Source organism: Streptomyces sp. ISL-87, assembly GCF_018614095.1.
Taxonomy (GTDB): Bacteria; Actinomycetota; Actinomycetes; order Streptomycetales; family Streptomycetaceae; genus Streptomyces.
Genome location: NZ_JAGGOY010000112.1, coordinates 58,658 through 81,037, shown reverse-complemented (window position 1 = coordinate 81,037; position 22,380 = coordinate 58,658). Strand labels below are relative to the sequence as shown.

General features: G+C 74.6%; 16 protein-coding genes and 1 pseudogene. 13 read left to right on the top strand and 4 right to left on the bottom strand.

Going from position 1 to position 22,380, the window contains the following annotated elements; genetic code table 11:
* The 5 genes and pseudogenes from J7I97_RS33245 to J7I97_RS33225 all read left to right on the top strand — a co-directional run.
* Positions 1 to 2,796: pseudogene (locus J7I97_RS33245) on the top strand (DUF5682 family protein); the annotation flags it as partial.
* Positions 2,793 to 4,694: a hypothetical protein gene (locus J7I97_RS33240; RefSeq protein ID WP_251059399.1), complete on the top strand. Its 1,902-nt coding sequence runs from the start codon at positions 2,793 to 2,795 to the stop codon at positions 4,692 to 4,694. The pseudogene J7I97_RS33245 and the gene J7I97_RS33240, both read left to right, overlap by 4 nt.
* A gap of 74 nt (positions 4,695 to 4,768) precedes the next feature.
* The gene (locus J7I97_RS33235) at positions 4,769 to 5,518 is read left to right on the top strand and encodes an HNH endonuclease family protein (protein ID WP_251049552.1); all 750 of its coding nucleotides are present in this window, start codon (positions 4,769 to 4,771) and stop codon (positions 5,516 to 5,518) included.
* Entirely contained in the window at positions 5,515 to 5,790 is a 276-nt protein-coding gene (locus tag J7I97_RS33230; protein WP_214942695.1) for a hypothetical protein, read from the top strand. The genes J7I97_RS33235 and J7I97_RS33230 overlap by 4 nt, the downstream gene beginning before the upstream one ends.
* Positions 5,791 to 5,883: 93 nt before the next feature.
* A complete protein-coding gene (locus J7I97_RS33225; RefSeq protein ID WP_214942692.1) occupies positions 5,884 to 6,075 on the top strand; it encodes a DUF5302 domain-containing protein in 192 nt (63 codons plus the stop codon).
* A 431-nt stretch (positions 6,076 to 6,506) separates the two neighbouring features.
* Here J7I97_RS33225 and J7I97_RS33220 read toward each other — a convergent pair whose 3' ends face one another.
* The gene (locus J7I97_RS33220; RefSeq protein WP_214942689.1) at positions 6,507 to 7,148 is read right to left on the bottom strand and encodes a hypothetical protein; all 642 of its coding nucleotides are present in this window, start codon (positions 7,146 to 7,148) and stop codon (positions 6,507 to 6,509) included.
* 67 nt (positions 7,149 to 7,215) lie between these two features.
* Here J7I97_RS33220 and J7I97_RS33215 point away from each other — a divergent pair, with 67 nt between their 5' ends.
* The 4 genes from J7I97_RS33215 (at position 7,216) to J7I97_RS33200 (ending at position 10,192) form a co-directional block, all read left to right on the top strand.
* Positions 7,216 to 7,611, top strand: a complete 396-nt coding sequence (locus J7I97_RS33215) for a hypothetical protein (protein WP_214942685.1) — start codon at positions 7,216 to 7,218, stop codon at positions 7,609 to 7,611.
* Entirely contained in the window at positions 7,608 to 8,573 is a 966-nt protein-coding gene (locus J7I97_RS33210; protein ID WP_214942682.1) for a hypothetical protein, read from the top strand. The genes J7I97_RS33215 and J7I97_RS33210 overlap by 4 nt, the downstream gene beginning before the upstream one ends.
* 114 nt (positions 8,574 to 8,687) lie before the next feature.
* A complete protein-coding gene (locus tag J7I97_RS33205; protein WP_214942679.1) occupies positions 8,688 to 9,098 on the top strand; it encodes a rodlin in 411 nt (136 codons plus the stop codon).
* A gap of 170 nt (positions 9,099 to 9,268) precedes the next feature.
* Positions 9,269 to 10,192, top strand: a complete 924-nt coding sequence (locus tag J7I97_RS33200; RefSeq protein WP_374195533.1) for a glycoside hydrolase family 19 protein — start codon at positions 9,269 to 9,271, stop codon at positions 10,190 to 10,192.
* A gap of 26 nt (positions 10,193 to 10,218) precedes the next feature.
* Here the strand turns inward: J7I97_RS33200 and J7I97_RS33195 are convergent, their stop codons facing one another.
* From J7I97_RS33195 to J7I97_RS33185, 3 genes are all read right to left on the bottom strand, one after another.
* A complete protein-coding gene (locus J7I97_RS33195; protein WP_308369217.1) occupies positions 10,219 to 12,978 on the bottom strand; it encodes a LuxR family transcriptional regulator in 2,760 nt (919 codons plus the stop codon).
* 237 nt (positions 12,979 to 13,215) lie between these two features.
* Complete coding sequence (locus tag J7I97_RS33190) at positions 13,216 to 14,982, bottom strand: S8 family serine peptidase (RefSeq protein WP_214942722.1); 1,767 nt, start codon at positions 14,980 to 14,982, stop codon at positions 13,216 to 13,218.
* Between the two features lie 403 nt (positions 14,983 to 15,385).
* On the bottom strand, positions 15,386 to 16,129 hold the full coding sequence (locus J7I97_RS33185) for a DUF1838 family protein (RefSeq protein ID WP_214942676.1): 744 nt from the start codon (positions 16,127 to 16,129) through the stop codon (positions 15,386 to 15,388).
* A 191-nt stretch (positions 16,130 to 16,320) separates the two neighbouring features.
* Between J7I97_RS33185 and J7I97_RS33180 the strand changes: the two genes are divergently transcribed.
* The 4 genes from J7I97_RS33180 to J7I97_RS33165 all read left to right on the top strand — a co-directional run bounded on the left by J7I97_RS33180 (position 16,321) and on the right by J7I97_RS33165 (position 22,361).
* The gene (locus tag J7I97_RS33180) at positions 16,321 to 17,307 is read left to right on the top strand and encodes a DUF1996 domain-containing protein (RefSeq protein ID WP_214942673.1); all 987 of its coding nucleotides are present in this window, start codon (positions 16,321 to 16,323) and stop codon (positions 17,305 to 17,307) included.
* 123 nt (positions 17,308 to 17,430) lie between these two features.
* Positions 17,431 to 18,027: a sigma-70 family RNA polymerase sigma factor gene (locus J7I97_RS33175; RefSeq protein WP_214942670.1), complete on the top strand. Its 597-nt coding sequence runs from the start codon at positions 17,431 to 17,433 to the stop codon at positions 18,025 to 18,027.
* Positions 18,024 to 18,749 (top strand): zf-HC2 domain-containing protein, encoded by a 726-nt coding sequence (locus tag J7I97_RS33170; protein ID WP_214942667.1) that lies wholly within the window; start codon positions 18,024 to 18,026, stop codon positions 18,747 to 18,749. The genes J7I97_RS33175 and J7I97_RS33170 overlap by 4 nt, the downstream gene beginning before the upstream one ends.
* 207 nt (positions 18,750 to 18,956) lie before the next feature.
* On the top strand, positions 18,957 to 22,361 hold the full coding sequence (locus J7I97_RS33165; RefSeq protein ID WP_214942664.1) for a hypothetical protein: 3,405 nt from the start codon (positions 18,957 to 18,959) through the stop codon (positions 22,359 to 22,361).
* The last annotated feature ends 19 nt before the right edge of the window (positions 22,362 to 22,380 follow it).

The window sequence follows — 22,380 nt, the reverse complement described above, 5'->3', positions numbered from 1 at the left end:
CGTAAACGCACCGGTGTTGCTCGTGCCGTACTCCTACGATCTGCTCGACTCACGGTCCGGGTACCCCGCCGGGATTCGGGATCCGTTGTGGCAGCAGGCCGTGCTGGAGGCGGCCGGTGACCCCCGGCGGGTGCGGGAGGCCGCCTCGGTCGCCGTGGTCGGGGTGTGCCGGGAGCTGCGCCGGGCCGGGCATGTCGCCGGGACCGGGGAGGCGGCCGAGATGTTGCGGCTCGCCTGCGATCTGGCCGTGCTGCGCGGGCTCCCGGCGCCCGGGCGCGGGGAGTTGCTGGAGGCGGTCAGCACGGTGCTCGGTCAGGGGCGGGCGCAGGCCCGCGCTCTGGAGGCCGTGCTCGTCGGTACCGGCCGCGGCAGGGTCACCCCGCACGCACCGCGCTCCGGGCTCGGGCCCTCCGTAGAGGCGGAGCTGGCGGCGCTGCGGCTGCCGTCCCCCGAGGACCCCGCACCCCGCGAGGTCCGGCTCGATCCGCTGCGGTCCGAGCTCGACGGCCGCCGCGAGGTGATGCTCCAGCGGCTGCTGGTCTGCGGTGCCTCCTACGGGCAGCCGCTCGCGGTGGCCGCCACCGGCGACGGCACCGCCCTCGGGACCAAGTGGCGGCTGTCCTGGACGCCGTCCGTGCCGGTGCGCCTCGACCTCGCCGGGGTCCGCGGCGTCAACGCCGCCCAGGCGGCCGCCGGTACGCTGCGCGAGACCGCACGCCGCGCCGCCGATGACGGCGGCCCGACGCCGGCTCAGATCCTGGCCGGGCTCACCGCCGCCGCGCGATGCGATCTGCCCGCACTGGTCGACGTACGACTGGAAGAGGCGGCCACCGTCCTGCCTGAAACGGCGACCCTGCCCGAACTCCTCCAGGCTCTCGAGCTGCTGGAGGGCCTGCGCCGCGGCCACTACCCCGGTACCTCCGCCGAGGCCCGCGCCACCGCCGCCGCGCTCACCGGCGATCTGCTCGAAGCGGCGGTACGGTCCCTGCCCGGCCTGGCCGGCAGCGACGACCCCGCGGACGCCGGGGCCCTGGTGGCCCTCGCCGACCGCGCCGCCGGCCGGCATCTGGGGCTCCGCGTCGACTCCGCCCTCGCGGACCTGGCGGCCACCGCGTCCCCGCTGATGCAGGGCGCGGCCCTGGCGGTACGGGTACTGCTGGGCCTGGATCCGGCCGCGGAGCTCGGCGACCGCGCCGCCGGATGGATCGACGCAGCGGGAGCCCCCGACAGCCGACGCGCCCTGACCCGCCGCCTCGGGGGTGTGCTGACCGCCGCCGGACCGTTGCTCCAGTCCTCCCCAGCCGCCCTCACCCCACTGCTGGACCGCGTGGACAGCCTCGCCGACCCGGAGTTCCTGGACCGGCTCCCGGCGCTGCGCGGCGCCTTCGACGCGCTCGCCCCGGCCGCTCGCGACGGGCTGCTGGACACCGTCACCGAGCGGCTCGGCGACCGGATCGACCTGTCGCTCGACGCACCGCCCGCGCTGCTCGCCCTGTGGGCCGCGGCCGACGCCGCCGGGCTCGCCGCCTGAAGGCCCTGCCGCTGCCGTCCGGGGACGGCGCGGCGGCTGGGGAACTCCCGGGTGCGGAACTCCCAGGTGCGGAACTCACGGCTGCGGAACTCACGGCTGCGGAACTCCCGGGTGCGCAGGCCTCCCGTGTGCCCGCCGCCGCGCACCACCGCCTCGCCCCGGCCGACCGGTGGCGGCTGCTGCTCGGCCGCCAGCGCGACCGGCTCCCGGCCGACGCCCGCCGCTACGCCCGCGCACTGGACGAGCTGTACGGCGCCGGGCGGGGTGAGGGCGCCGCCGATATCGGGGGCACCGGTACGGGCGGCGGTCAGGATCCCTCCTTCCCCACGGCCCGGGAGTGGTCGTCGGAGCTGGAGTCCCTGTTCGGGGCCGATGTACGGGAGGAGGTGCTCGCCGACGCGGCCGAGGCGGGGCGCACGGATGTGCTGGCCCAGCTCGATCCGGAGGCCGTACGCCCCTCCGTGGAACTGCTGACCTCCGTCCTCTCGCTCGCGGGCGGGATGCCGGAGGTGCAACTGGCCCGGCTGCGCCCGCTGGTCAAGCGGCTGGTCGACGAGCTCACCCGGGAGCTGGCCACCCGGCTGCGCCCGGCGCTGTCCGGTCTCGCCACTCCGCGCCCGACCCGCCGGCCCGGCGGCAGGCTCGACCTGGCCCGGACCCTGCGGGCCAACCTCGCGCACACCCGGCGGCTGGACGACGGCCGGGTGGTGGTCGTCCCGGAGCGGCCGGTGTTCAGTACGCGGGTGAGCCGCGCGGCCGACTGGCGGCTGATCCTGGTGGTCGACGTCTCCGGTTCGATGGAGGCTTCGGTCATCTGGTCGGCGCTGACGGCCGCCGTGCTGGGCGGGGTGCCCACCCTGTCCACCCACTTCCTCGCGTTCTCCACCCAGGTCGTCGACCTCACCGACCGCGTCGAGGACCCGCTTTCGCTGCTGCTGGAGGTCCGCGTCGGCGGCGGTACGCACATCGCGGCGGGGCTCGCGCACGCCCGTTCACTGATCACCGTGCCGAGTCGCACCCTCGTGGTCGTCGTCAGTGACTTCGAGGAGGGCGCGCCGGTCGGCGGGCTGCTCGGCGAGGTCCGTGCGCTGGCCGCCTCCGGCGCCCACCTGCTGGGCTGCGCCGCGCTCGATGACGCGGGTACACCCCGCTACTCGGTTCCGGTCGCCCGGCAACTTGTCGCGGCCGGGATGCCGGTGGCCGCCCTCAGCCCTCTCGCCCTCGCCCGCTGGGTGGGCGACCGCCTCCGTGGAGACATCTCTTGAGCACCGAAGCGTTGAGCACCGAGGCATCGAGCACCGGCCTCCTCCCGCCCGTCGCCCCCGAGGTACTCGCCGAGGCGGTGGAGAACCTGAGCGCGCGGCTACGCAAGAAGCTCGACGCGGCGATCGAGGGCTGCGCCGCCGGCGCCTCCCTGGCGGCTGACGGGAGCATCAGCATCCGGTTTGGCGAGGATGCCCTGGTCACGCTGCACCCTGGGCCTTCGGGTACGGTCAGCGGCGGCGAACAGGCGGTCTGCAGCTGCCTGTTGGCGCCCCGCTGTCTGCACCGGGCCGCGGCGCTCGGCGCGGCACCGATCGCCGACGCGGAGCCGATCGCCGACGCGGCACCGATCGCCGACTCCGAACATTCACTGGTTCCGAACCAGCCGCCCGCCCAAGTCCAACGGCCCGCCCAGGAGCAAGAGCAGCCGCCCCGGCCCGAGCCGGTCGCCGCCGAGACACTCACCGCCGCTCAGGACCGCCCCGCCGCCCCGGCCCTCAGCGCCGCCCAGGTCCGGGCCGCGGCCGCCCTCTGGGAGGCGGCCGCCGAGGCACTCGCGGCGGGAGTCACGGCCGGCGGTGCGGTGGTCCAGGCCGAGTTGCTGCGGGCCGCGCACACCGCCCGGCTCGCGGGGCTGCCGCGCGCCGAGGCCGCCGCCCTGCGCGTGGTACGGGGCCTGCGTGCCGCCCGGGAGCGCAGCGCCGCCCAGCGGCTCGCGGACCTCACCGGGGCCTTCCGCGAGCTCCTGCACACCGCCGGGCTGCTGGCCTCCGGCGCCGCGGGTCCCGCGCTGACCGGAACCGCCCGCCGGGCCTACGAGTCGGGCGGCAGCCTCCAGGTGTACGGCCTGTGCCGGGAGCCGGTGCTATCCGCCACCGGGTACGGGGGTGTGGTCACCCACGTACTGGGCACTGACGGCTCCCGCTACTCGGTGTCCGACGTCCGCCCCGGCGGACTGGCCCGCGCCCGGGGCGCCGGCTCCGCCTCGGTAGCCCTCGGCGGGGCCGTCCTCGATCACGCGGGGCTCGCACGCGGCGGCCTCCGTATCGTCGGCGCCACCGTCTCCCCCGACGGCCGCCTCGGGGCCGGACGCGGGGTGCGGGCGACCCCGCTGCGCGCAGTGCCCTGGGAGGGGGAGCCGGCCGCCGCGCTGTTCGCCCGCCCGGCGGCCGAGGCCGTGGCCGCGATGCCGGTGGACGATGCCGAACCGGGGCTGCTGGGCTGCGACGTCCAGGTGGTCGGGGGCCGCGGCGATCACCTCCTGGTCCGCGAGCTGACCCCGGGCGCACCCGTACTACGGCTGCGGCCCGCCCATCCGCATCCGGAGCTGCCGTTCGCGGCCAGCCTGCGCCGCCTCGCCGGGTATCCGGGACTGGCGTTGCGCGTGCTGGGCCGCCCCGACCTGGACCGGGCGGCGACGCTGCGGCCGCTCGCCGTGGGCCCGGTGCCCGGGGCGGAGCACACGCTGCTGCTTCCCGAGGAGTGGATCGGGCGGGCCGACCTCGGCTATGACCGCCTCCAGGGCGTCCATTTCCCGGGCGAGGCCGCAGGGCCCGTACCGGAGGTGCCCGATGCGACCGGCCCCGATCCGCTGGCCGACTCACCGCTGTGGCGGGTACGGCGGCTGCTGGAGACGGGCGTCGCGGGCGGGCGCCGGGCCGTCGCCGAGGCGGCGCGCGGCGGGGAGCCGCTGGGGCTGTACGGGCCGCTGCGCCGGGCCGGCTTCGGCTCGGCGGCGGAGTTGGCCGGCGCCCTCACCGCCGAGGCGGACCGGCGCCCCCGCGATGCCTTCGGCCGCCTCACCGACGCCTCGGCCGACCGCTACGCCTGGGCCTGGCTGGCGGCGGCCGCGCATCTCGCAGCGGCGGAGCGGTGCTTGGTGGCCGCGTCCTGGGCGTGACCTTCGGCCGGTTGGATGTCCGGTTATGGGTACTCTTCCCGGGACGATGTGCGGAGTCTGCTCGGGGTGGGGTCATGGGACGTCAGATACGTGTACGCGGCGGGGTGCTGGCGGCGGCGCTGGTGCTGGGCCTGGCCGGATGCAGTGCGTCCACCAGCGGTGACGGGGGCGGGAAACCCGACGGCAAGCCGTCCGGGAAGGTTTCCGCCAGCCCGTCCGCGCCGGTCTCGGCCCCGCCCGCCGGCGGCGGCAAACCGGCTGCCGGGGACGTGCTGCCCGGGATGGTCACGCCCGCGGTGGCCCGGACCCAGCTGGCCGGCCTGAAGGTGGCCAAGGTGGGCACGATGGCCGGGTACAGCCGCGACAAGTTCACGCACTGGGCCGAGCAGGGCGACAAGTGCGACACCCGCGAGGTCGTCCTCGAACGGGACGGCACCGGCGTCACCCGCGACTCCGAATGCCGGGCCGTGTCGGGGAGTTGGAAGAGCCTGTACGACGGGGCGGCCCTGAAGGACGCGGGGAAGCTGGACATCGACCACATGGTGCCGCTCGCCGAGGCCTGGCGCTCCGGAGCCGCCGGATGGGACGCCGCCCGGCGCAAGGCCTTCGCGAACGACCTGACCCGCCCGCAGCTGCTGGCGGTGTCGGCGTCCTCCAACCGGTCGAAGGGCGACCAGAGCCCGGACCTGTGGCAGCCGACGGACAAGACCAGCTGGTGCCAGTACGGGCGCGCCTGGACCACCGTCAAGTCCAGCTACGGTCTGACCGTGACCCAATCCGAGAAGGCCATGCTCACCACCATGCTCGACACCTGCGCCTCATGACCGCCGTACACCACTGGCAGGACCAGGTCCTCGCCGGGCCCGGCGGCGCCATGACCGACGAGGTCGGCGTGATCACCGGCCCGCTCACCCTCCGCACCACCGCCGGGTCCGACGGCAAGGTCCGGTTCGAGATCCAGTACACCGACGCGGACGAGTGGTACACCCTCACCGGCAGTCCGCTCCCCCACGGCGATCCGCGCGCGCTGCACACCGCCGCCCTCGCCGCGATCCGGGCGGGGAAGGGAGCCGAGGCGCCTTCCGCCCCCGCCTGAGGGCGCCTCCCGCCCCCGCCTGAAGAGAACCCGCTGGTCAGCGGACCCGCCAGCTGACAGACTGAAACGGCTTGATCACCCCAGGAGGACAAAATGGCTGACGAAACAGACACCCCGCAGGACGAATCACCGGCCGAGGAGGCCAAGCGAAAGTTCCGCGAAGCGCTGGAGCGCAACGCCGCGAATGCCCAGTCCCAGCAGGCTCACCAGAGCCGGGCAAAGGTCCAGGGTTCCAGCAGCGGCCCTGGCGGCAAGAACAAGAAGGTCCGTCGCAAGACCGGCTGATCTTCCGGGGACCGGACGGCATCACCCGCCGGCGCCGCCGGCCCCCGGCCCCCGGCCCTGGGCTCTCCGGCGTCCGGCCCTCCGGCGTCCGGCCCTCCGGAACACCGCGAGGTTCTGCCGGCGCGACAGCGTGCGCGGGTCGCCGGAACGGGAGGCGTGCACGGCCGCCCGCTGGGTCTCCACGGCTTCGCGCAGGCTGGGCAGGTCGCCGGGTCGCTCCGTGCAGGGTGTGCAGGTCGCGCCCGAGGTTGTGCAGTTTCCCGGCCCACTCGTGGTCCCCGCGCACGCCGGTGCGTACGGCCTCTCGGCCGAGCTCCGCCGCCTCGCGCAAGTCCGCCGGCTCGCCGGCTCGCCGGTCCGTTCGTAGCGCAGGGCACAGAGGTGTGCGAGGTGCGCCAGCCGGGAGGCACGCTCCCCGTCGCCGACGGGGGTCAGTTCCAGTGCGAGGCGGGTGAGGCGCACGCTCTCGCCGAGCGCCCCCGCGTCGCCGGCGCGCAGGTGGGGGAGTGGTCGAGTTCCCGCTGGAGCGCGGCGCCCAGCACGCTGCGCGCCCGCATGCCGAGTGTGCGGGCGTACGCGTTCCCCTCGGGCGTGTCGGCGACGAGCTCGCTGATCAGGGCGGTGCCCTGTTTCAGGGTGGGCCGGCCGCGGAGGCTGTCGTAGCGGTTCAGGGCGGCGAGGCCGTGCAGGAAGAGGGCGCCGAGCTCGGGCTGCTGCCGGAACCTGTTGTAGGCGGGCGGCAGCCTCGGCAGTCTGCGCGAGGTGTCCCGCACCCGGGGCGGAACGAGGGCGGGCGGGAGGATGTCGATCCAGGCGTAGAGGCGCAGGGCCGCGGCCCGTTCGGTGCCGCCCTGATGCCACAGGACGGTGGCGAGGGTGAGGGCGGCGTCGCAGTGCGGCCCGCCGGGACGCTCCGGTTCGGCGGGCAGGAGGTGGACCGCGAGCCGTACCGTTCCGGGGTCGTCCAGCAGGGCTTGCCGGCCGGTCTGCTCGAACAGGCTGACGCGGGTGCGCAGTTCGGCGTAGTACGCGGCCTGCGGATCGGCGTACGACTCGGCCTGGTGATCGGTCACCGTCGGTTGACCCTCCCTCGCGTTCCGTGGTGCGATTCTCTGCCATCATGGCGTCTCAGGAGGTCGGATGTCGGACATGGGACACCGGATCGGGCGTTTGTGTGTGCAGCTGGCGGGCGGTGAACTGGCCGTCCGCGCAGAGCGGTACGGGGTTGCCGAGCCCTTGGTGAGAGTCCTCGACGCGCTGCGTCGCGGGGCGGATCCCGAGACGGTGCGGGGCGATCTCGACGCCGTGGACGAGGGTTTCGCTGTGCACGGCATCGACGGGCTGACGACGGGAAGCCGCTCTTACCAGCCGCTGCCGGGCGCGGGGGGCGGTGCGGGCGGGCATCCGGTGCTGCGCGGCTGGGTGTGTCCGGCGCCGCGCCGCTGTGTACGGGCCGCCGAGGCCGGCGGTGAGGGCGGGCCGCCGGTGTGCGAGGCGCTGTCGGCGCCGCTCGTGCTGGTCGAGATCCCGCTGTGAACGCCTTCCTCGGAGAGCCGGGCAAGCGGTTCGCCGAGCGCTGGCTGGCTCTCCTCCTGCTGCCGGGCGCCCTGTTCGTGGCCGCGGCGGCCGTGGCGGGCGCGCTGGGGCAGCGGCGCGCGCTGGACACGGGCGGGCTGGCCGCGTGGGTGGACCGGCTGGCGGCCGCGCAGCAGGGCGGGAGGAGCGGGGGCGCCGTGCTGGTGGTGGCCGCGGCGCCGGCGGCGGCCGCGGCTGCGGGGCTCGGCGCCGCGGCCCTGGGGTTCTTCATCGAGCGGTTGTGGACGGCGGAGGGCCGTTCGGGTCCGCTGCGCCCCCTGGCGCGGATGCGCAGGCGGCGCTGGCAGCGGGCGCACGAGCAGGTCCGGGTGTGGCGTACGGCCGTGCTCGTGTCGGCCGCTCCCCCGGACGGCGCCGATCCGCTCGCGCGGGCGGGGTTGCGCGACGCCCTGGCGCGCTGTGCGCGGATCTCGCTGGTGGTCGCGGACCGTCCGACGTGGATCGGGGACCGGCTGCGGGCGGCCGACGTGCGGCTCCACCACGCGTACCGGGTCGATCTGGGCGCGTGGTGGCCTGCTTTGTGGCTGGCCGCGCCGGACAGTACGCGGGCCGAGCTGACGCAGGCGTACGCGGCCTACCGGGCGAGCGCCCGGCTGATGGCGTGGGGACTGCTGTACTTGGCTCTGGGCGGGTGGTGGTGGCCGGCCGCGCTGATCGCCGCCGCGACCCTGGCGACGGCGCAGGTCCGGGCGCGGGCCACCGCCTCCGCGCTGGCGGAGCTGGTGGAGGCGGCCGTCGATCTGCACGGCCGCGAGGTGGCCGGGCTGCTCGGGGTCGAGCCCGGCGGGAGTCTGGACGCGCGGACGGGCCGCCGGGTCAGCGCGTTGCTCCGCAAGGACGAACTCGCCACGTTCGACCCGGTGGCACTGGATTCCGTACCGGAGCAGCAACAGCGCTCGTAGCGGCGGATCACATGGTTGGGCCACACGGGTGACGAGCGATAACCAAGGGTCACCCGGGCAGTTGATCAGCATGTCCCGCCGGGAATGACTCACGCGACAGAAGGACTCTCAGACATGCTCAAGAAGTTCATGGCCACCACTGCCATCGCGGCCTCTGCTCTTGGCGCGGGTGCCGTCGCGGCTTCCCCGGCGATGGCGATCGGCAACGACAACGGCGTCAACACGGTCAACGGCAACCACTCCGCGCAGATCTACGGCAACCAGGAGACCGAGGGCGCCATGAGCCCGCAGCTCTCCGTCGTCCAGGGTTCCCTGAACAAGCTCTGCATCGCCCTGCCGCAGAAGGTCAACGGTCAGTCGCTCGTCGGCGCGGTCCCGATCGGCGTCCAGGACATCAACGTCCTGTCCAACCCGCAGGACCAGCAGTGCACCGAGAACTCCACGCAGGCGAAGGGCGACGAGCCGCTCTCCCACATCCTGTCCAACATCCCGGTGCTGTCCGGGAACCTGTCGGCCGGCAGCTGATCCGGCCCCTCCGAACCGGCGTGATGACAATGACCTCTGTCATCACGCCGGTTCGGCGTTTCCGGACCCGGATTCTCTTGGTCTAGACCTTGACAGGTCCAGACCACTTTCGGTTCAGTGGCGGTAGGTGCCGCCCCCACGGCAACTCCCCCCACTCAAGGAGTACTTACGTGATACGTGCGCTACGCCGCCGCGCCCTCTCGCTGGCCGCCGCCGCTGCCGTCACCGCCGGCCTCGCGATCGCCCTCCCCTCCGGGACCGCCTCGGCGGCCCCGGCCTGCGTCGGCTCCTGGGCCTCCTCGGCCGTCTACACCAACGGCATGACCGCCTCGTACAGCGGGCACAACTGGCAGGCCAAGTGGTGGACCCAGGGCGAGACGCCCGGCACCACGGGGCAGTGGGGCGTCTGGTCCGACCAGGGCGCCTGCGGTGGTGGCGGAGGCCAGGACCCGGATCCCGGCACCGGCGACCCGTCCGGATTCGTGGTCAGCGAGGCCCAGTTCAACCAGATGTTCCCGAACCGGAACGCCTTCTACACTTACAACGGCCTGGTCGCGGCACTGTCGGCGTACCCCGGCTTCGCCAACACCGGCGACGACACCGTGAAGCGGCGCGAGGCGGCCGCCTTCCTCGCGAACGTCTCGCACGAGACGGGCGGGCTGGTCCACATCGTGGAGCAGAACACCGCCAACTACCCCCACTACTGCGACGCGACCCAGCCGTACGGGTGTCCGGCGGGACAGGCGGCGTACTACGGCCGCGGTCCGATCCAGCTCAGCTGGAACTTCAACTACAAGGCGGCCGGGGACGCCCTCGGCATCAACCTGCTCGCCAACCCGTACCTCGTCGAGCAGGATCCGGCGGTCGCCATGAAGACGGCGCTCTGGTACTGGAACACCCAGAACGGGCCGGGCACGATGACGGCGCACGCGGCGATGGTCAACGGCGCGGGCTTCGGCGAGACGATCCGCTCCATCAACGGGTCCCTGGAGTGCAACGGCGGCAACCCGGCCCAGGTCCAGAGCCGGATCTCCGCGTACCAGAGCTTTACGCAGATCCTCGGAGTGAGCCCGGGGAACAACCTCAGCTGCTGACCGCCGCGAGGCGGCGGTTCGGCTGGTCAGAGGTTGCGGAGGGCGGTGGCCAGCTGGGCCCGGGAGCGGACGTCCAGCTTCTGGTAGATCCGCGTCAGCCGGGATTCCACCGTCTTGACGCTGAGGAACAGTTTGGCCGCCGCCTCCTGGTTGCTCGCGCCCTGGCTGACGAGCAGCGCGAGCCTGGTCTCGGCCTCGGTCAGGGCCGCCACCCCGGGGTGCAGGACGGCGGTTTCGGGCGCCGTCTCCCGGGCCAGGTCGAGCCAGGGTTTCGCGCCGGCCCAGTCGAACACGTCGGCCGCCGCCCGGAGTGCGGCGCGGGCGGGGGCGCGCCGGCGGCGGCGGCGTTCCACCCGGGCGAGCGCGAGCAGGGTACGTCCGCGTTCCAGGGACAGTTCGAGTTCGCTGAAACGATCCGCCGTGGCCTCCAGCAGGGCCACGGCCGCGTCCGCGTCGCCGCGCGCCGACAGGCACAGGCCCTGGGCCCGGTCGAGTGCGGCGACCACCCCGGTCCGGCCGAGCGCGACGGCGGTCCCACGGACGCAGTCGAGCAGCCGCGCGGCCTCGTCGGGGGCGTCCGCGGCGACCAGGGCCTCGGCCAGCTCCCCGTGCCAGCGCAGGATCGAAGGGTCGACTACCTGCTGGGCGGCCTCAAGTTCGGCCACCCGGCGCAGGGTGGCGACTGCCTTCGCGGCCTCCCCCGTGGCCAGCTCGACCAGGCCGAGGGCGTACAGGCCGCGCGAGAGGAACACCTGGTCGTGCTCCTCCTCCGAGGACTGGATGCCGCGCCGGGCGTATCCGGCGGCCCGGGCGAAACTGCCGCCCGTGGCCTCCGCCATCGCGGCTATGTACCAGGCGGGGCCGGGTGAGAGGCCCGCCTCGATGGTCAGCTCCACCGCGCGGCGGGCGTGCGCGGAGGCGGTCGCGCACCGGCCCCGCCGCAGCTCGACCTCGGTGAGGCTGCGCAGCACCTCGAACACGTCCTCGGAGGAGCCGGTGCGCTGGACGGCGGGCAGCAGCACCAGCAGCTGGCGGCGGGCGTCGCCGAGCCGGTCGTCGAAGAGGGCGTGCCGCACGGCCAGGAACTGGGGGGCGTTGCGCATGCCGAGCGGCACCTCGGGGGCGGGCAGGGCGAGGGCCCTGGCCAGGATCTCCTCGGCGTCCGGGTCGCCGAGGATGCGGCCCATCCGGGCGCGTACGGTCAGGGCCAGCGCCTCGGCGACCTGGTCGCCCCCGGTGGCGGCGAGCGCGCCGGCCTCGGCGGCGGCGTCGCGGGAGCGGACGGGGTCGCCGTCGCTGAGGTTGTACTTCCAGGCGATGCGCAGCTGGACGGCGGCCTGGAGAGAGGGGTCCCCGGCGGCGTCGTCCATGGCGCACGCGAAGGTCTCGTCGAGGTCGGCGAGGGCCTGCCCGGCGGCATCGATCACGGCAAGCCTGGCCCGTACCCGATCGGCGGGCGAGGCGTCCCGGGCCAGCACCGCCCGGGTGGCGCGGCGCGCGAGGTCGGCGCGGCCGGCCCAGCCCGCGTCCTCGGCCGCGGCGACGAGCCGGGCCAGCTCCTCCCCGGGCCGGTTGACCGGCGTGCGTTCCGCGGCGAGCAGTCCGAGCTCGGCGGCGAGGGCTCGCTGGCCGCGACGCCGGCAGGCGGCGGCCGCCTCGGTGATCTCGGCGGCGAGCCACTCGTCGGGGGTGTCCACGGCCAGCGCCCGGTGTCGTACGGCCTGGATGGGGTCCCCGACGGCGGCGGCCAGCGCGGCGTGCGCGGCGGCCCGTTCGGGCCACCCGGCGTCGGCGGCCAGGGCGGTGGGCAGCGCGCCGGCGGTGAACCGCACCGCGCCGTCCTCTCCTACGGTGACCAGCGCGGCCCGTTCGGCCTCGGCCAGCTCCGCCTCGGCGTCGGGGCGGCCGGCCCGGCGCAGCAGGGCGGTGGTCGGGCGGGCCGCGAGGGCGGCGAGCAGCAGGGTGCGGCGGGCCCGGGCGGGGGCCTCGGCGAGCAGCCGGCGGGCGACCTCCCGGGCCTGCCCGGAGACGGGCAGGGTGTCGGCGTGGTGCGCGCCGCCGTCGCGGGCGCCGGCGGCTTCGGCGAGGGAGTGCCCGAGGGCGAGGGCGAGCCGCGGGTTTCCGCCGCTGGCCTGGTGGATGCGGCCGGCGAGGCGGGCGGGCAGGCCGTGGCGGACGAGCAGTTCGGCGATTTCCTCGGCGCCGAGCGGGGGAACCCGGATCTCCGGGGTGCCGGGGCCGCAGAGGGGCCCGGCGACGGGGGCTCCGCCCTGTACACATTCGGCCACGAGGACCCGTACCCGGGGCGGGGTGAGGCGCAGGGCGAACCGGAGCAGATCGGTGCTCTCGGCGTCGAGCCACTGGGCGTTGTCGAGGACGAGCAGGACGGGGGTGCGGGCGGCGAGGGTACGCAGGACCTCGACGAGGGCGAGGCGCAGCGCGACGTGGTCGCGGCCGGCCCGGGGCTCGTCCGTCTCGCGGCGCAGCTGCGCGATGGCGGTGCGCTGCGGGCCGGCGAGCCGTTCCAGTGCGGCGCAGGGGACGGAGGCGAGCAGCGCGGCGGCCGAGGCCTCGGGTATCCACTGGTCAGCGGCTTCGGGGGCAAGCCGGAGCACTGTTTCGCGGCGCTCGGCGGCGGCCGCGATGGCGCGTACCACCTCGCTCTTCCCGGCGCCGGCGGGTCCGGTGAGAATGGCTCGCCCGTGTGTGGTCAGCGCTCGGTCGACCGCCTCGATGATTTCGCCCTGCCCGACGGTCGTGTCAGCGTGCCCCGTCGCCGCCACCACGCACAGCCACCAGCCTCTCGGTCCCCAGCTCCTGTGCCTTTCCTGTGAGACGCGACAATACGAGGTCGGACGGCGGGTGGACCCGGATTGTGACGCAGAATTCAGTCACATGACGGGAAAGCCCGTCGGACCTGCCGGTACGAGGTGTATCGGCAGGTCCGAGGGCTCATTTGGTCCGTACTATCGGCCCGTCAGGCGGGGCCTGGACGGTCCGGATCAGAAGCCGGGGCTCCAGGATCAGAAGCCGAGGCTCCAGGAGTCGATGTAGCCGGTGTCCGCGGCGGCCACGTCCTGGACCCGCAGCTGCCAGGTGCCGTTGGCGGCCAGGGCGGAGGCGTCGACGGTGTAGGTGGTGATCACGTTGTCCGCGCTGTCGCCCGAGGAGTTCTGCAGGCGCTTGACGGTGCCGTTCGGGGCCACCAGGTCGATGACGAGGTCACCGCGGTAGGTGTGCTTGATGTCGACCGACACCTTGAGGGCGGCCGGGGCGTTGCCGGTCAGGCCCGAGACGGCGATCGAGGAGGAGACGGCGCCGCCGTTGTCCGGGATGGCGACGTCGGTGGTGTTGGAGAAGACCGGGGTGACCGGGGTGGAGAGCACGGCGTTCACGGTCGCGGCCGCGTCGGCGAGACCGGTGCCGCAGCCGCCGGTGCAGGTTCCGGCCAGCGGCCGGGTGTTGGCCTTGATCGCCGACTCGACCTGGGCCGGGGTGAGCGAGGGCTTGGCGGCGACGACGAGCGCGGCGAGGCCCGCGACGTGCGGGGCGGCCATGCTGGTGCCCTGGTAGGGCTTGTAGATCTCGGAGCCCGGGGTGGTGGTGCCGGAGTTCAGCGTCGAGAGGATGCCGTTCTCGGGGGTGGTGACGGTGCCGGGCGTGTCGGTGGCGCGGCGGGTCTCACCGCCCGGGGCGGCGACGTCGATGATCGCGCCGTAGTTGGAGTAGAAGGAGCGGTCGCCGGTGCGGTTGGTGGCGGCCACGTTGATCACGTTGTTGCAGCTGGCGGGCGAGAAGCCGCTCGCGTCCGAGTTGCTGTTGCCGGCGGCCACGACGACGGTCGTACCGCGGGCGACGGCGGCGTTGATGGCGTTCTGGTACGTGGCGGTGCAGGCGCCGGAGCCGCCGAGGCTCATGTTGATGACCTTGGCGGGGGTGGCGTTCGCCGGGACGCCGGAGACGGAACCACCGGAGGCCCAGGTGATGGCGTCGACGATGTCCGAGGTGGCGCCGCCGCACTTGCCGAGGACGCGGACGGGCTGGATCTTCGCGTTGTACGCGATGCCGGCGACGCCCATGGAGTTGTTGGTGGCCGCGGCGATGGTGCCCGCGACGTGGGTGCCGTGCCAGGAGGAGTTGCTCGCGGTGGAGCCGGTGCCGCACTCGCCGGCCGCGCTCCAGTCGCCCTGGTCGGCGGGGTTGTTGTCGCGGCCGTTGCCGTCACGGGCGGCGGTGGAGCTGGAGATGAAGTCGTAGCCGGCGACGACGTTCGGGGCGACGTCGGAGTGGGCCACGTAGCCGGTGTCGATCACGGCGACGGTGACGCCGGAGCCGGTGGACTTGTCCCAGGCGGCGGGGACGTTCATGCCGGCGGTGGGCTCGAAGAGGTCCCACTGCTTGGCGTACTCGGTGTCGTTCGGGGTGGCCAGCGCGTAGGCGCGGGAGTCCGGCTCGACGTAGGCGACGTCGGGGTCGGCGCGGAACTGGGCCATCACGTCGGCCGCGTCGGCGGGGGCGGTGGCGCCACCCAGGTTGACGAGGGCGGCTCCGGTGCCGAGACGGCGGTCGAACTTCGCCTTCTTGCCGGCCTTCTTGCCCTTGGCGGCGGCGTCGGCGGCGGCCGCGGTGTTGGAGCTTGCCTCGGTGGCCGAGGACTTGTACCCGACGATGAGGTTCTCGACCGGCGCGGCCGGGGTCGAGGCCGTGGCGGCGGCCGGGACCTGGGCGGGGGCCGCCTGGGTCAGGGCCACGGAGGCGGTGGCGGAGCCGGCCAGCAGGGTGACGGACATGGCCACCACGGATATGAGCCTACGTCTGGATGCGTGCACGGTGTTCCCTTCGCGGGCCGTTTCCGGGCAGGCCGGAGCGGCCGGTTCGAGCAGTGTGGGAGGTGAACCGGCGGCCGCGGGGCCGGGCACGGGCTGGTCAGTCCCGCGCCGGCCACCGCTGCACGCCGCGTTGTCCCGGCCGCGACGGCGGGGCAAGGGCAACGGCGGTTACCGGCGATCCGCCGGGCCTGTACGGCTTCACACCATGTGGGGTTGGTGCGGGGGCCGTCCGGGCCGGGAAAGATCGCCGGTGGGCAGACAGTAGGCAACGCGGGGATGAACCCGATACGGGGAAAACCCTTGTCGAGCCCCTGCGGCTCCCCCCGCGTCCCGCGAGTGAGCCGCGATCCGCACCCCTGTGGGATCAGAGCGGCGGGTGCAGCTTGCGGAAGTAGGTCCAGCTGGTCTCGTTCGGCTCGGTCCACTTCTCCGGGGCGTGGGCGAATTCGGGGTGGTGGGCGGCGACGTACGCGCGGGTGCGGTCGGGGACCTCCGCGTAGGAGGCCAGCTTGCGGCCCCGGCAGTGGAAGGTGAGGCCGCCCGGGCGCGGGCCCTGTTCCATCCAGGGGAGCCAGGGGGACATGCGCGTCCAGGACATGGTGGCGGGGACGCTCGGCGCCTCGGTGGTCAGGACGGTGGCCGGCGCGAAGAACTGGAACAGCTCCAGGGCCCGGTACGTGTCGTCCGCGGAGTTGGCCGGGTAGTCCGCGACCGGGAGCGGTGAGGGGTAGGCCAGGGGAATTTCCAGGCTGAAGCAGACCTGGTCGCCGAGTTCCGTCATGGGGACGGGGAAGGGCCGCCACGGCTGGTTCGCCGGGTCGTTCCAGACGTGGATGACCGGCTTGTCCTGCCAGGTCTCCAGGATCTCGCGGGTGCGGGGGTCCAGGTAGAAGGCGGCTTCGCGCGTCAGGAGCCGGTACGCGCCCGGGCCCGCCTCCGCATCCTCTTCCAGGCGCGCGACGTTGATGCCCTCGAACCCGAAGAGGCGCTGATGGGGCTCGCCCGGGGCCCAGGAGTAGACGTCGCCGGTCCACCAGAAGGTGACCTCGGCGCCGTCGAGCGAGGCGCGGGTGCGGGCGAGGGCCTGGAGGAGTTCGGCGGGAGTCATACGGCGTACTGTGCGCGGTCGCCGTCCGGCTCTGCAAGGACTTTCACGGCCACTTGTGCCTGCCCACGGGCGTCTGCGGGCGCCGCGCTGCGTGCTGGAACAGGAGGGTCCGGATCTGGGCCTGCCCGCGGGGCTCTCGGCATGCGGATGCCAGGTTGACGGTGCGCCGGGCAGCCGCAACCGTGACCGCCATGGGGAACGATCGCCGACTGCTCACACTGCTCATCTGCCTGCTCCTGGGCGGTGGCCTGGCCGCCGCCGTGCTGGGGGCTTCACGGGTGGGCGGGCCCGAGGGGGCGGGATCCGCGGCAGGGGACTTCGTGGACATACGCAAGGTGCCGGCCGTGCCCGCTGAGCCGCCCCCGGCCGGGCCCGACGCCTCGACCGGCACAGTGGCGGCGGACTGCGGCCGCAACGAGGAGGGCCACTACAACGAGGACAACCTGGTGGTCTCGCCCGGACTGCGGTCCGGCGCCCACCACACGCACGGGTACGTGGGAAACCTGACCACGGACGCCCTGTCCACCGACGCCTCCCTGGACGCGGCCGCCACCAGCTGCCGGGGCGGCGACCGGTCCACGTACTACTGGCCGGTGCTGCGCCGCACGGACCGGCCGGGCGGCGACGCCCACGAAAGCTCCGCCGGCCACGGCAACACCGGCGAGATCCTGCCGGAGGCGGCAGTGCGCGTGGAGTTCCGCGGCAGTCCGGTCAGCAAGGTCGTGCCGATGCCCCGGTTCCTGCGCGGGATGACCGGCGACGCCGTGGCGTACACCGCGGACGGCGACGCCGACGTCCGGGCCCGCTGGGGCTGTTCCGGCTCCCCCGACCGTTCCACGACCCGCTATCCGCGCTGCCCCGAGGGCGAGCGGGTGACCCGGACGCTGGTCTTCCCGAGCTGCTGGAACGGGCTGGACACCGACAGCGCCGGACACCGCGCGCACCTGATGTTCCCCACCGCGGGCGGCGTCTGCCCGCAGGGCACCTTCCCCGTGCCCGAACTGCGCGTCTCCGTCGCGTACGAGGTGCCGCCGGGCGTGCCGATCGCGCTGGACTCCTTCCCGGAACAGCGGCACAGCCCGAAGACGGACCACGGGATGTTCGTGAACGTGATGACGGAGCGGCAGATGCGGCAGGTCGTCGACTGCCTCAACGAGGGACGCGTGTGCCGCACATGAGCGGCGGGGAAGGGCGGGACGGGCGGGCGGGCGGGAACGAGTGACCTACGTCACGTGAACCCGGTCCCGCCGGGCGGCGTGTTCTGTGCGCACCACGCAACGCGAGGAGACGGAGAGGGTGAGATGGCCGGACCACTGTGGCCCCGCACTCGGCGGGGCTCGACCGACGAAGCACTGATCAGGTCGGTGTACGAGGAGCACGGCCATGCCCTGCTCGCGTACGCCACCCGGCTGACCGGCGACCGGGCCGCGGCCGAGGATGTCGTCCAGGAGACCCTCATACGGGCCTGGCGGCACTCCGAGGTCCTGGTCAACGGCAAGGGTTCGGTGCGCGGCTGGCTGCTCACCGTGGCCCGCAACATCATCACCGACCGGTACCGGGCCAAGGCCGCCCGGCCGCCGGAGGTTTCGGGCTCGCCGGCCACTCCCCCGGTGGAGGTGGACCACGCCGACGCGGTCGTGGACACCATGACCGTGATGGGGGCGCTCGACCAGCTCTCGCCGGAGCACCGGGACGTGCTGACGGAGTTGTACTACCGGCAGTGCAGCGTCTCCGAGGCCGCCGACCGCCTCGGCATCCCCGCGGGCACCGTCAAATCGCGCTCGCACTACGCGCTCAAGGCCCTGCGCGAGGTCTTCCGCGACAGCGGCGGCAAGGACGACAGACGATCGGGAAGGCCGCCGCAACAGCCGGCCGGACTGCGGGAGGTGGTGGCATGAACCGGCAGCGGCACGAGGAGGAGGAACTCCTCGGCCCGTACGTTCTCGGCGTCCTGGACGACGACGAAATACGGCGTGTCGAGGAACACGTGAGCGGCTGCGTTCAGTGCCGCGAGGAGGTGTCCGCGTTGCGCAAGTTGGAGGCGGTGCTCGGCGAGGTGCCCGAGGAGGCGTTCATCGACGGGCCGCCGCAAGGCGGCGATCTGCTGCTCCAGCGCACGCTGCGGCAGGTGCGCGGTGAACAGGCGGCCGTGCGGCGTCGCCGCCGGGGCCTCGCGGGACTGGCCGCGGCCGCCTCGCTGGCCGCGGTGTTCTGGGCCGGTGCGCAGCTGGGGGCCGACGACGGACCGAACTCCGCGCAGCCCCTGCCGCCGTCGCCGAGCGTCTCGGCGGCTCCGTCGCCGGTGCCTGGTACCAGGGTGGCCTCCGCCACCGATTCGGGCACGGGCGCGCGGGCGACCGTACAGGTGACGCCGGCCGCGAAGTGGGTGCGGGTGCATGCGGCGGTGACCGGGATCCCGGCGGGTGAGCGCTGCCGGCTGATCGTGGTGTCCGGGGACGGCAGGCGCACCACGGCGGGCGGCTGGGTCGTGGGCAGCAAGGAGAACGGCGAGGCCAAGGGCGCGGCCCTGGACGGTTCGGCGGCCGTCGATCCGTCCGACGTCAAGGAGATCCTGGTCGAGAACGAGGCGGGCAAGGCGTTCGTGTCCGTCAAGGTGTGACCAGAGCACCGCGCGAGGGAATCCTGGGCGGCCCGACGGGCCGCCCAGGCGTCTGACAAGGGCCGTCCGGCACACCTCCAGGCGGCCCGTCCGTCCGGTACGCCTCCAGCCGGCCCCTCCATCCGTCACACCTCCAGGCGGCCCCTCCGTCCGCCCGGCCAGAAAACCGGATGCCTTCCCACATGGCTCTGCGCACACAATGACCCCATGTCACCCGTGCGTTCCCCGTCGGCCGCCACCGACCAGCTGCTCGTCTCCCTCGATCCGCTCCCCCACTCGGCCCGGCTGCGGCTGCTCGCCACGACCGCCCGCGATCTCGCTCGCGCCGGCGAACTGGCCGCCGTACTGGCCGAGCTGGACCGCCGGGGCCGGTACGAGAGGCGGCTGGCGGCGCTCGGTGCGCTGGCGGGGCGGGAGACGGAGTATCTGGCACGGCGCCTGGCGGACCCGGATCCGGTGGTGCGGCGGTACGCCCTGCGCGCCGCCGGGGCGTTGCCGGTACCGGACGAGGCGATCGAGACGGCCTACGCGGACGCACCCGCCGAGGTCCGGCGGCAGCTGGCGAAGGCCGTCCTGGCCGGATCGCGGCGCGCACTCGCCGAACGCCTCGTACTGCGGCTGCGGGGGCAGTGGGGCGACCGGGAGGCTGCCGCCCTCCTTCCGGCCTGCGGGCCGGAGTTCACCGCCGGGCTGCTGCCGGATCTCGCCGACGCCGTGCCGGACTGGGGGCGACTGGGCCGGCACCATCCCGGCCCAATGCTGGATCACGCGGAGAGGGAACTCGCCGTACTGCCGACGGGACTTCGCGACGGCTGGTGGGAGCGCCAGGATCCGGGCCTGGCTGCCGCTGCCGCCGCCGCCCCGCAGCGGGTGCTCGGGCTGTTGGAGCGGTACGGGCCCAAGCGTCTCTCCCCGCTCCTGTGGGACCGGCTCGGCGACCTGGCGGCGGCCGACGCCGAGCGCGTCGTGCGCTGGATGATCGCGCCCGAACGGGAGGAGAGGCGCTACGAGCCCGTCCTCCGGGCCTCCGTACTGCGCAGGCTGGTGCGGGCCGACCCGCCCTCCCTGCCCGCCCTGGGACTGCACTGGGTACGGCACACGGCCCGCCTGGTCGCCCTGTTGAAGGCGATGCCCCCGGAGCGGCGCGAGACCTTCTACGACAGGGCCTGCACGGACCTCGGACTCCCGTACCCGGGGCACGCGGACGCGGTGCTGGAGCTGCTCCCCCGCGAGCGCCGCATCGCCGAGGCACGGCTCGACATCGCCCGCTCCGACGACGACAGGCAGAAGGAGCCCTGGGAGGTCGACTGGATCGGGGACGTCCTGCAGCCACTGGCCTGGCTTCCGGTCGCGGAGGCCCGGCCCAGGCTCCTCGCAGCGGTCGGGGACGCCGACCCCGACACGCGGGAGGTCGGCTGGCAGCACCTGGTCGGCAACGCGGGCCACAGCGCCGACGCCGACGCGGTGGCCGACGTACTCGCCCTGATGACGCGGCGGCTGCGCAACGACCGCGATCCCGTCCGGGCCGCCGCACTGGGCGCGCTGGCCGAACTGCCCACGTCGCTGTTCTCCTCCGAGGCGGCGGCCGGCCACCTGGACCGGATCGCATCGGACGCCCTGGAGGCCCGCGACAGCTCCGCCGAGACCCGGACGGCCCTGCGGCGCCTGGTCTTCAGCGTGCTGAACGAAACCGCCCCGGACGCCCCGGTCCTCGACTGGGCCCTGCGCACCCTGCACCGCCTGACCGGGCACACCGGCGCCCTCGACCTCGACCCGCTCGTCCACCGCCTGCGCTCCGGCCGCGAGCACCAGGTGTTCGAGGCCCTCCGCCCGTGGCTCGACTCCAGCGCCGGGAAGGGCGAGTACGGGCTGCTGCTCACGCTCACGTGCTCCCTCGGCAGCCGCATCCGGCTCATGCCCGGACTCCAGCTGCTGCTCGGCGAGGCCCTGGAGCGGTGCGACGACGCCGTCTTCCCCGCCCTCGCCCAGGCCTGGCTCTCGGACCCGGCGACCCGCGACGGCCGGGCCGCGGCCCTGGTCGCCCGCGAGCCGTCAGCGGTCGCGCTGGCGCCCGTACTGGAGGTGCTGTCCGCGCACCGCACCGATCTGCTGGACTCCCTGCTCGCCGCGAACCCGCCGTACGGCCGGTTCCTGCGCCAGGGCGCCGACCGGCCGCTGCCGTGCTTCGAGCGGGCGGACCGTTGGCTTCCGCGCCAGCAGGAGGCGGCGGCGCGGCTGGCGGAGGCCGCCGTCGGCGACGAGTCCGCGGCGCTGTACGACCGGGCCGCCGTCATCCGGGGCGCCGCCCGGATCCCCGGCCACGGCCTGGAGTTCGTACGCCGGCACGCGCGCTCGGGGCAACCGGTCCTCGCCCGGGCCGCGCTGGCCGCCGCGGCCCGGACCGAGGAGCCCGCGGCCGTCCTCGCCGAGCTGCTCGCGCACGCGGGAGACGACCACGCGGGCGTCGCCGTGTACGCCGCCGGGCGGGCGGCCGCACACACCGCGCCTTCGCTGCTCGCCGATTCCCTGGAACGGCTCCTGGGCCCCGGCGGCGGCGTGAAGGTGACCAGCCGGAAGGAGGCCGCGCGACTGGCGGTGCGCTTCCTGCCGCCGCGGCGCGCCACCGGGCTGCTGGCGCAGGCCTGCCGCAGCGCGGACAGCCACCCCGACGTGGTGGCCGCGGTGATGGGCCTCGTGACGGAGCTGCTCGCCTTCGAGGAGTCCTGGGAGCTGCTTGAGGCGGCCGCCGCCACGGGCAGCCCGCAGGCGCGGCGCGCCATCGTGCGCACCGCGCCGCTCGACGTGGCACGGGCCCATCGGCCCCGCTACGCGCGGCTGGTGGCCGTCGTGGCCGCCTCCGGGCAGAACGTGGCCGGCGGGGCCCTCTGGGCGCTGCCGGACTGGGTGGCGTACGCGCCGGAGGCGGCCGACACCGTGCGGCTGATGGTCTGCGACCTGTCGCTCCCCGGCCGCAGCTGGAAGAACGCGCTGAGTGCCCTGCACAAGAGCGCGGTCTCGGGGCTGCCGCATCCGGTCGGCGGTTGCGCGCCCGGAAGCCAGTTCCACCGTGCGGTCGAGGAGCTGCTGGCCGTCGTACGGGCGGGCGGTGAGCCCGAGGCCGAGGCGGACCGGGACCGGCCGGCCCGGCAGCGGCTCCAGTATCTGGCGTCCGAGGTCAGGGAGCCCGACCTGGCGGGCGCGCTGGCGCGGCAGTTGGCTGACGAGCCGTCGCTGGCCGTTGCCCGTGCGCAGCTGCTGACCTGGACGGTCGACCTGCACGCCGGGCCGGCGGCCCAGCTGGCGGCGCTGCGGACGCTGGCCTCGGCGCTCGACGGCCGCCCGGGGCTGGCCGCGACCACCGCCTCCGCCCTTTCCCAGCGCCACTCGTACGGGCTGCCCCGCCCGGACTCCGGCACGGTCCTGGCAGCGGTTCGCGAGCTCGCCGAGGAGGGCTCGATGGTGCGGGGCGTGCTCGCCGTCGCCCTCACTTCGGCCCTCGGCAAGCGCTACGACTGGCCGCAGGAGTGGCGCGCGATGCTGCTCGTACTGCGGCGGCACCCGGAAGTGGAGGTCCGGGACGCGGCGCTGGTGGCCACGACGCACGAGGAGTGATGGGGCCCGCGGACGGCCG

Coding starts and splice junctions, on each gene's coding strand:
- J7I97_RS33225 (WP_214942692.1), top strand. CDS start 5,884: ATGGCTGACGAAACAGACACCCCGCAGGACGAATCACCGGCCGAGGAG.
- J7I97_RS33190 (WP_214942722.1), bottom strand. CDS start 14,982: ATGTCCGTCACCCTGCTGGCCGGCTCCGCCACCGCCTCCGTGGCCCTG.
- J7I97_RS33185 (WP_214942676.1), bottom strand. CDS start 16,129: ATGACTCCCGCCGAACTCCTCCAGGCCCTCGCCCGCACCCGCGCCTCG.
- J7I97_RS33165 (WP_214942664.1), top strand. CDS start 18,957: ATGTCACCCGTGCGTTCCCCGTCGGCCGCCACCGACCAGCTGCTCGTC.
- J7I97_RS33180 (WP_214942673.1), top strand. CDS start 16,321: ATGGGGAACGATCGCCGACTGCTCACACTGCTCATCTGCCTGCTCCTG.
- J7I97_RS33230 (WP_214942695.1), top strand. CDS start 5,515: ATGACCGCCGTACACCACTGGCAGGACCAGGTCCTCGCCGGGCCCGGC.
- J7I97_RS33235 (WP_251049552.1), top strand. CDS start 4,769: ATGGGACGTCAGATACGTGTACGCGGCGGGGTGCTGGCGGCGGCGCTG.
- J7I97_RS33170 (WP_214942667.1), top strand. CDS start 18,024: ATGAACCGGCAGCGGCACGAGGAGGAGGAACTCCTCGGCCCGTACGTT.
- J7I97_RS33175 (WP_214942670.1), top strand. CDS start 17,431: ATGGCCGGACCACTGTGGCCCCGCACTCGGCGGGGCTCGACCGACGAA.
- J7I97_RS33215 (WP_214942685.1), top strand. CDS start 7,216: ATGTCGGACATGGGACACCGGATCGGGCGTTTGTGTGTGCAGCTGGCG.
- J7I97_RS33205 (WP_214942679.1), top strand. CDS start 8,688: ATGCTCAAGAAGTTCATGGCCACCACTGCCATCGCGGCCTCTGCTCTT.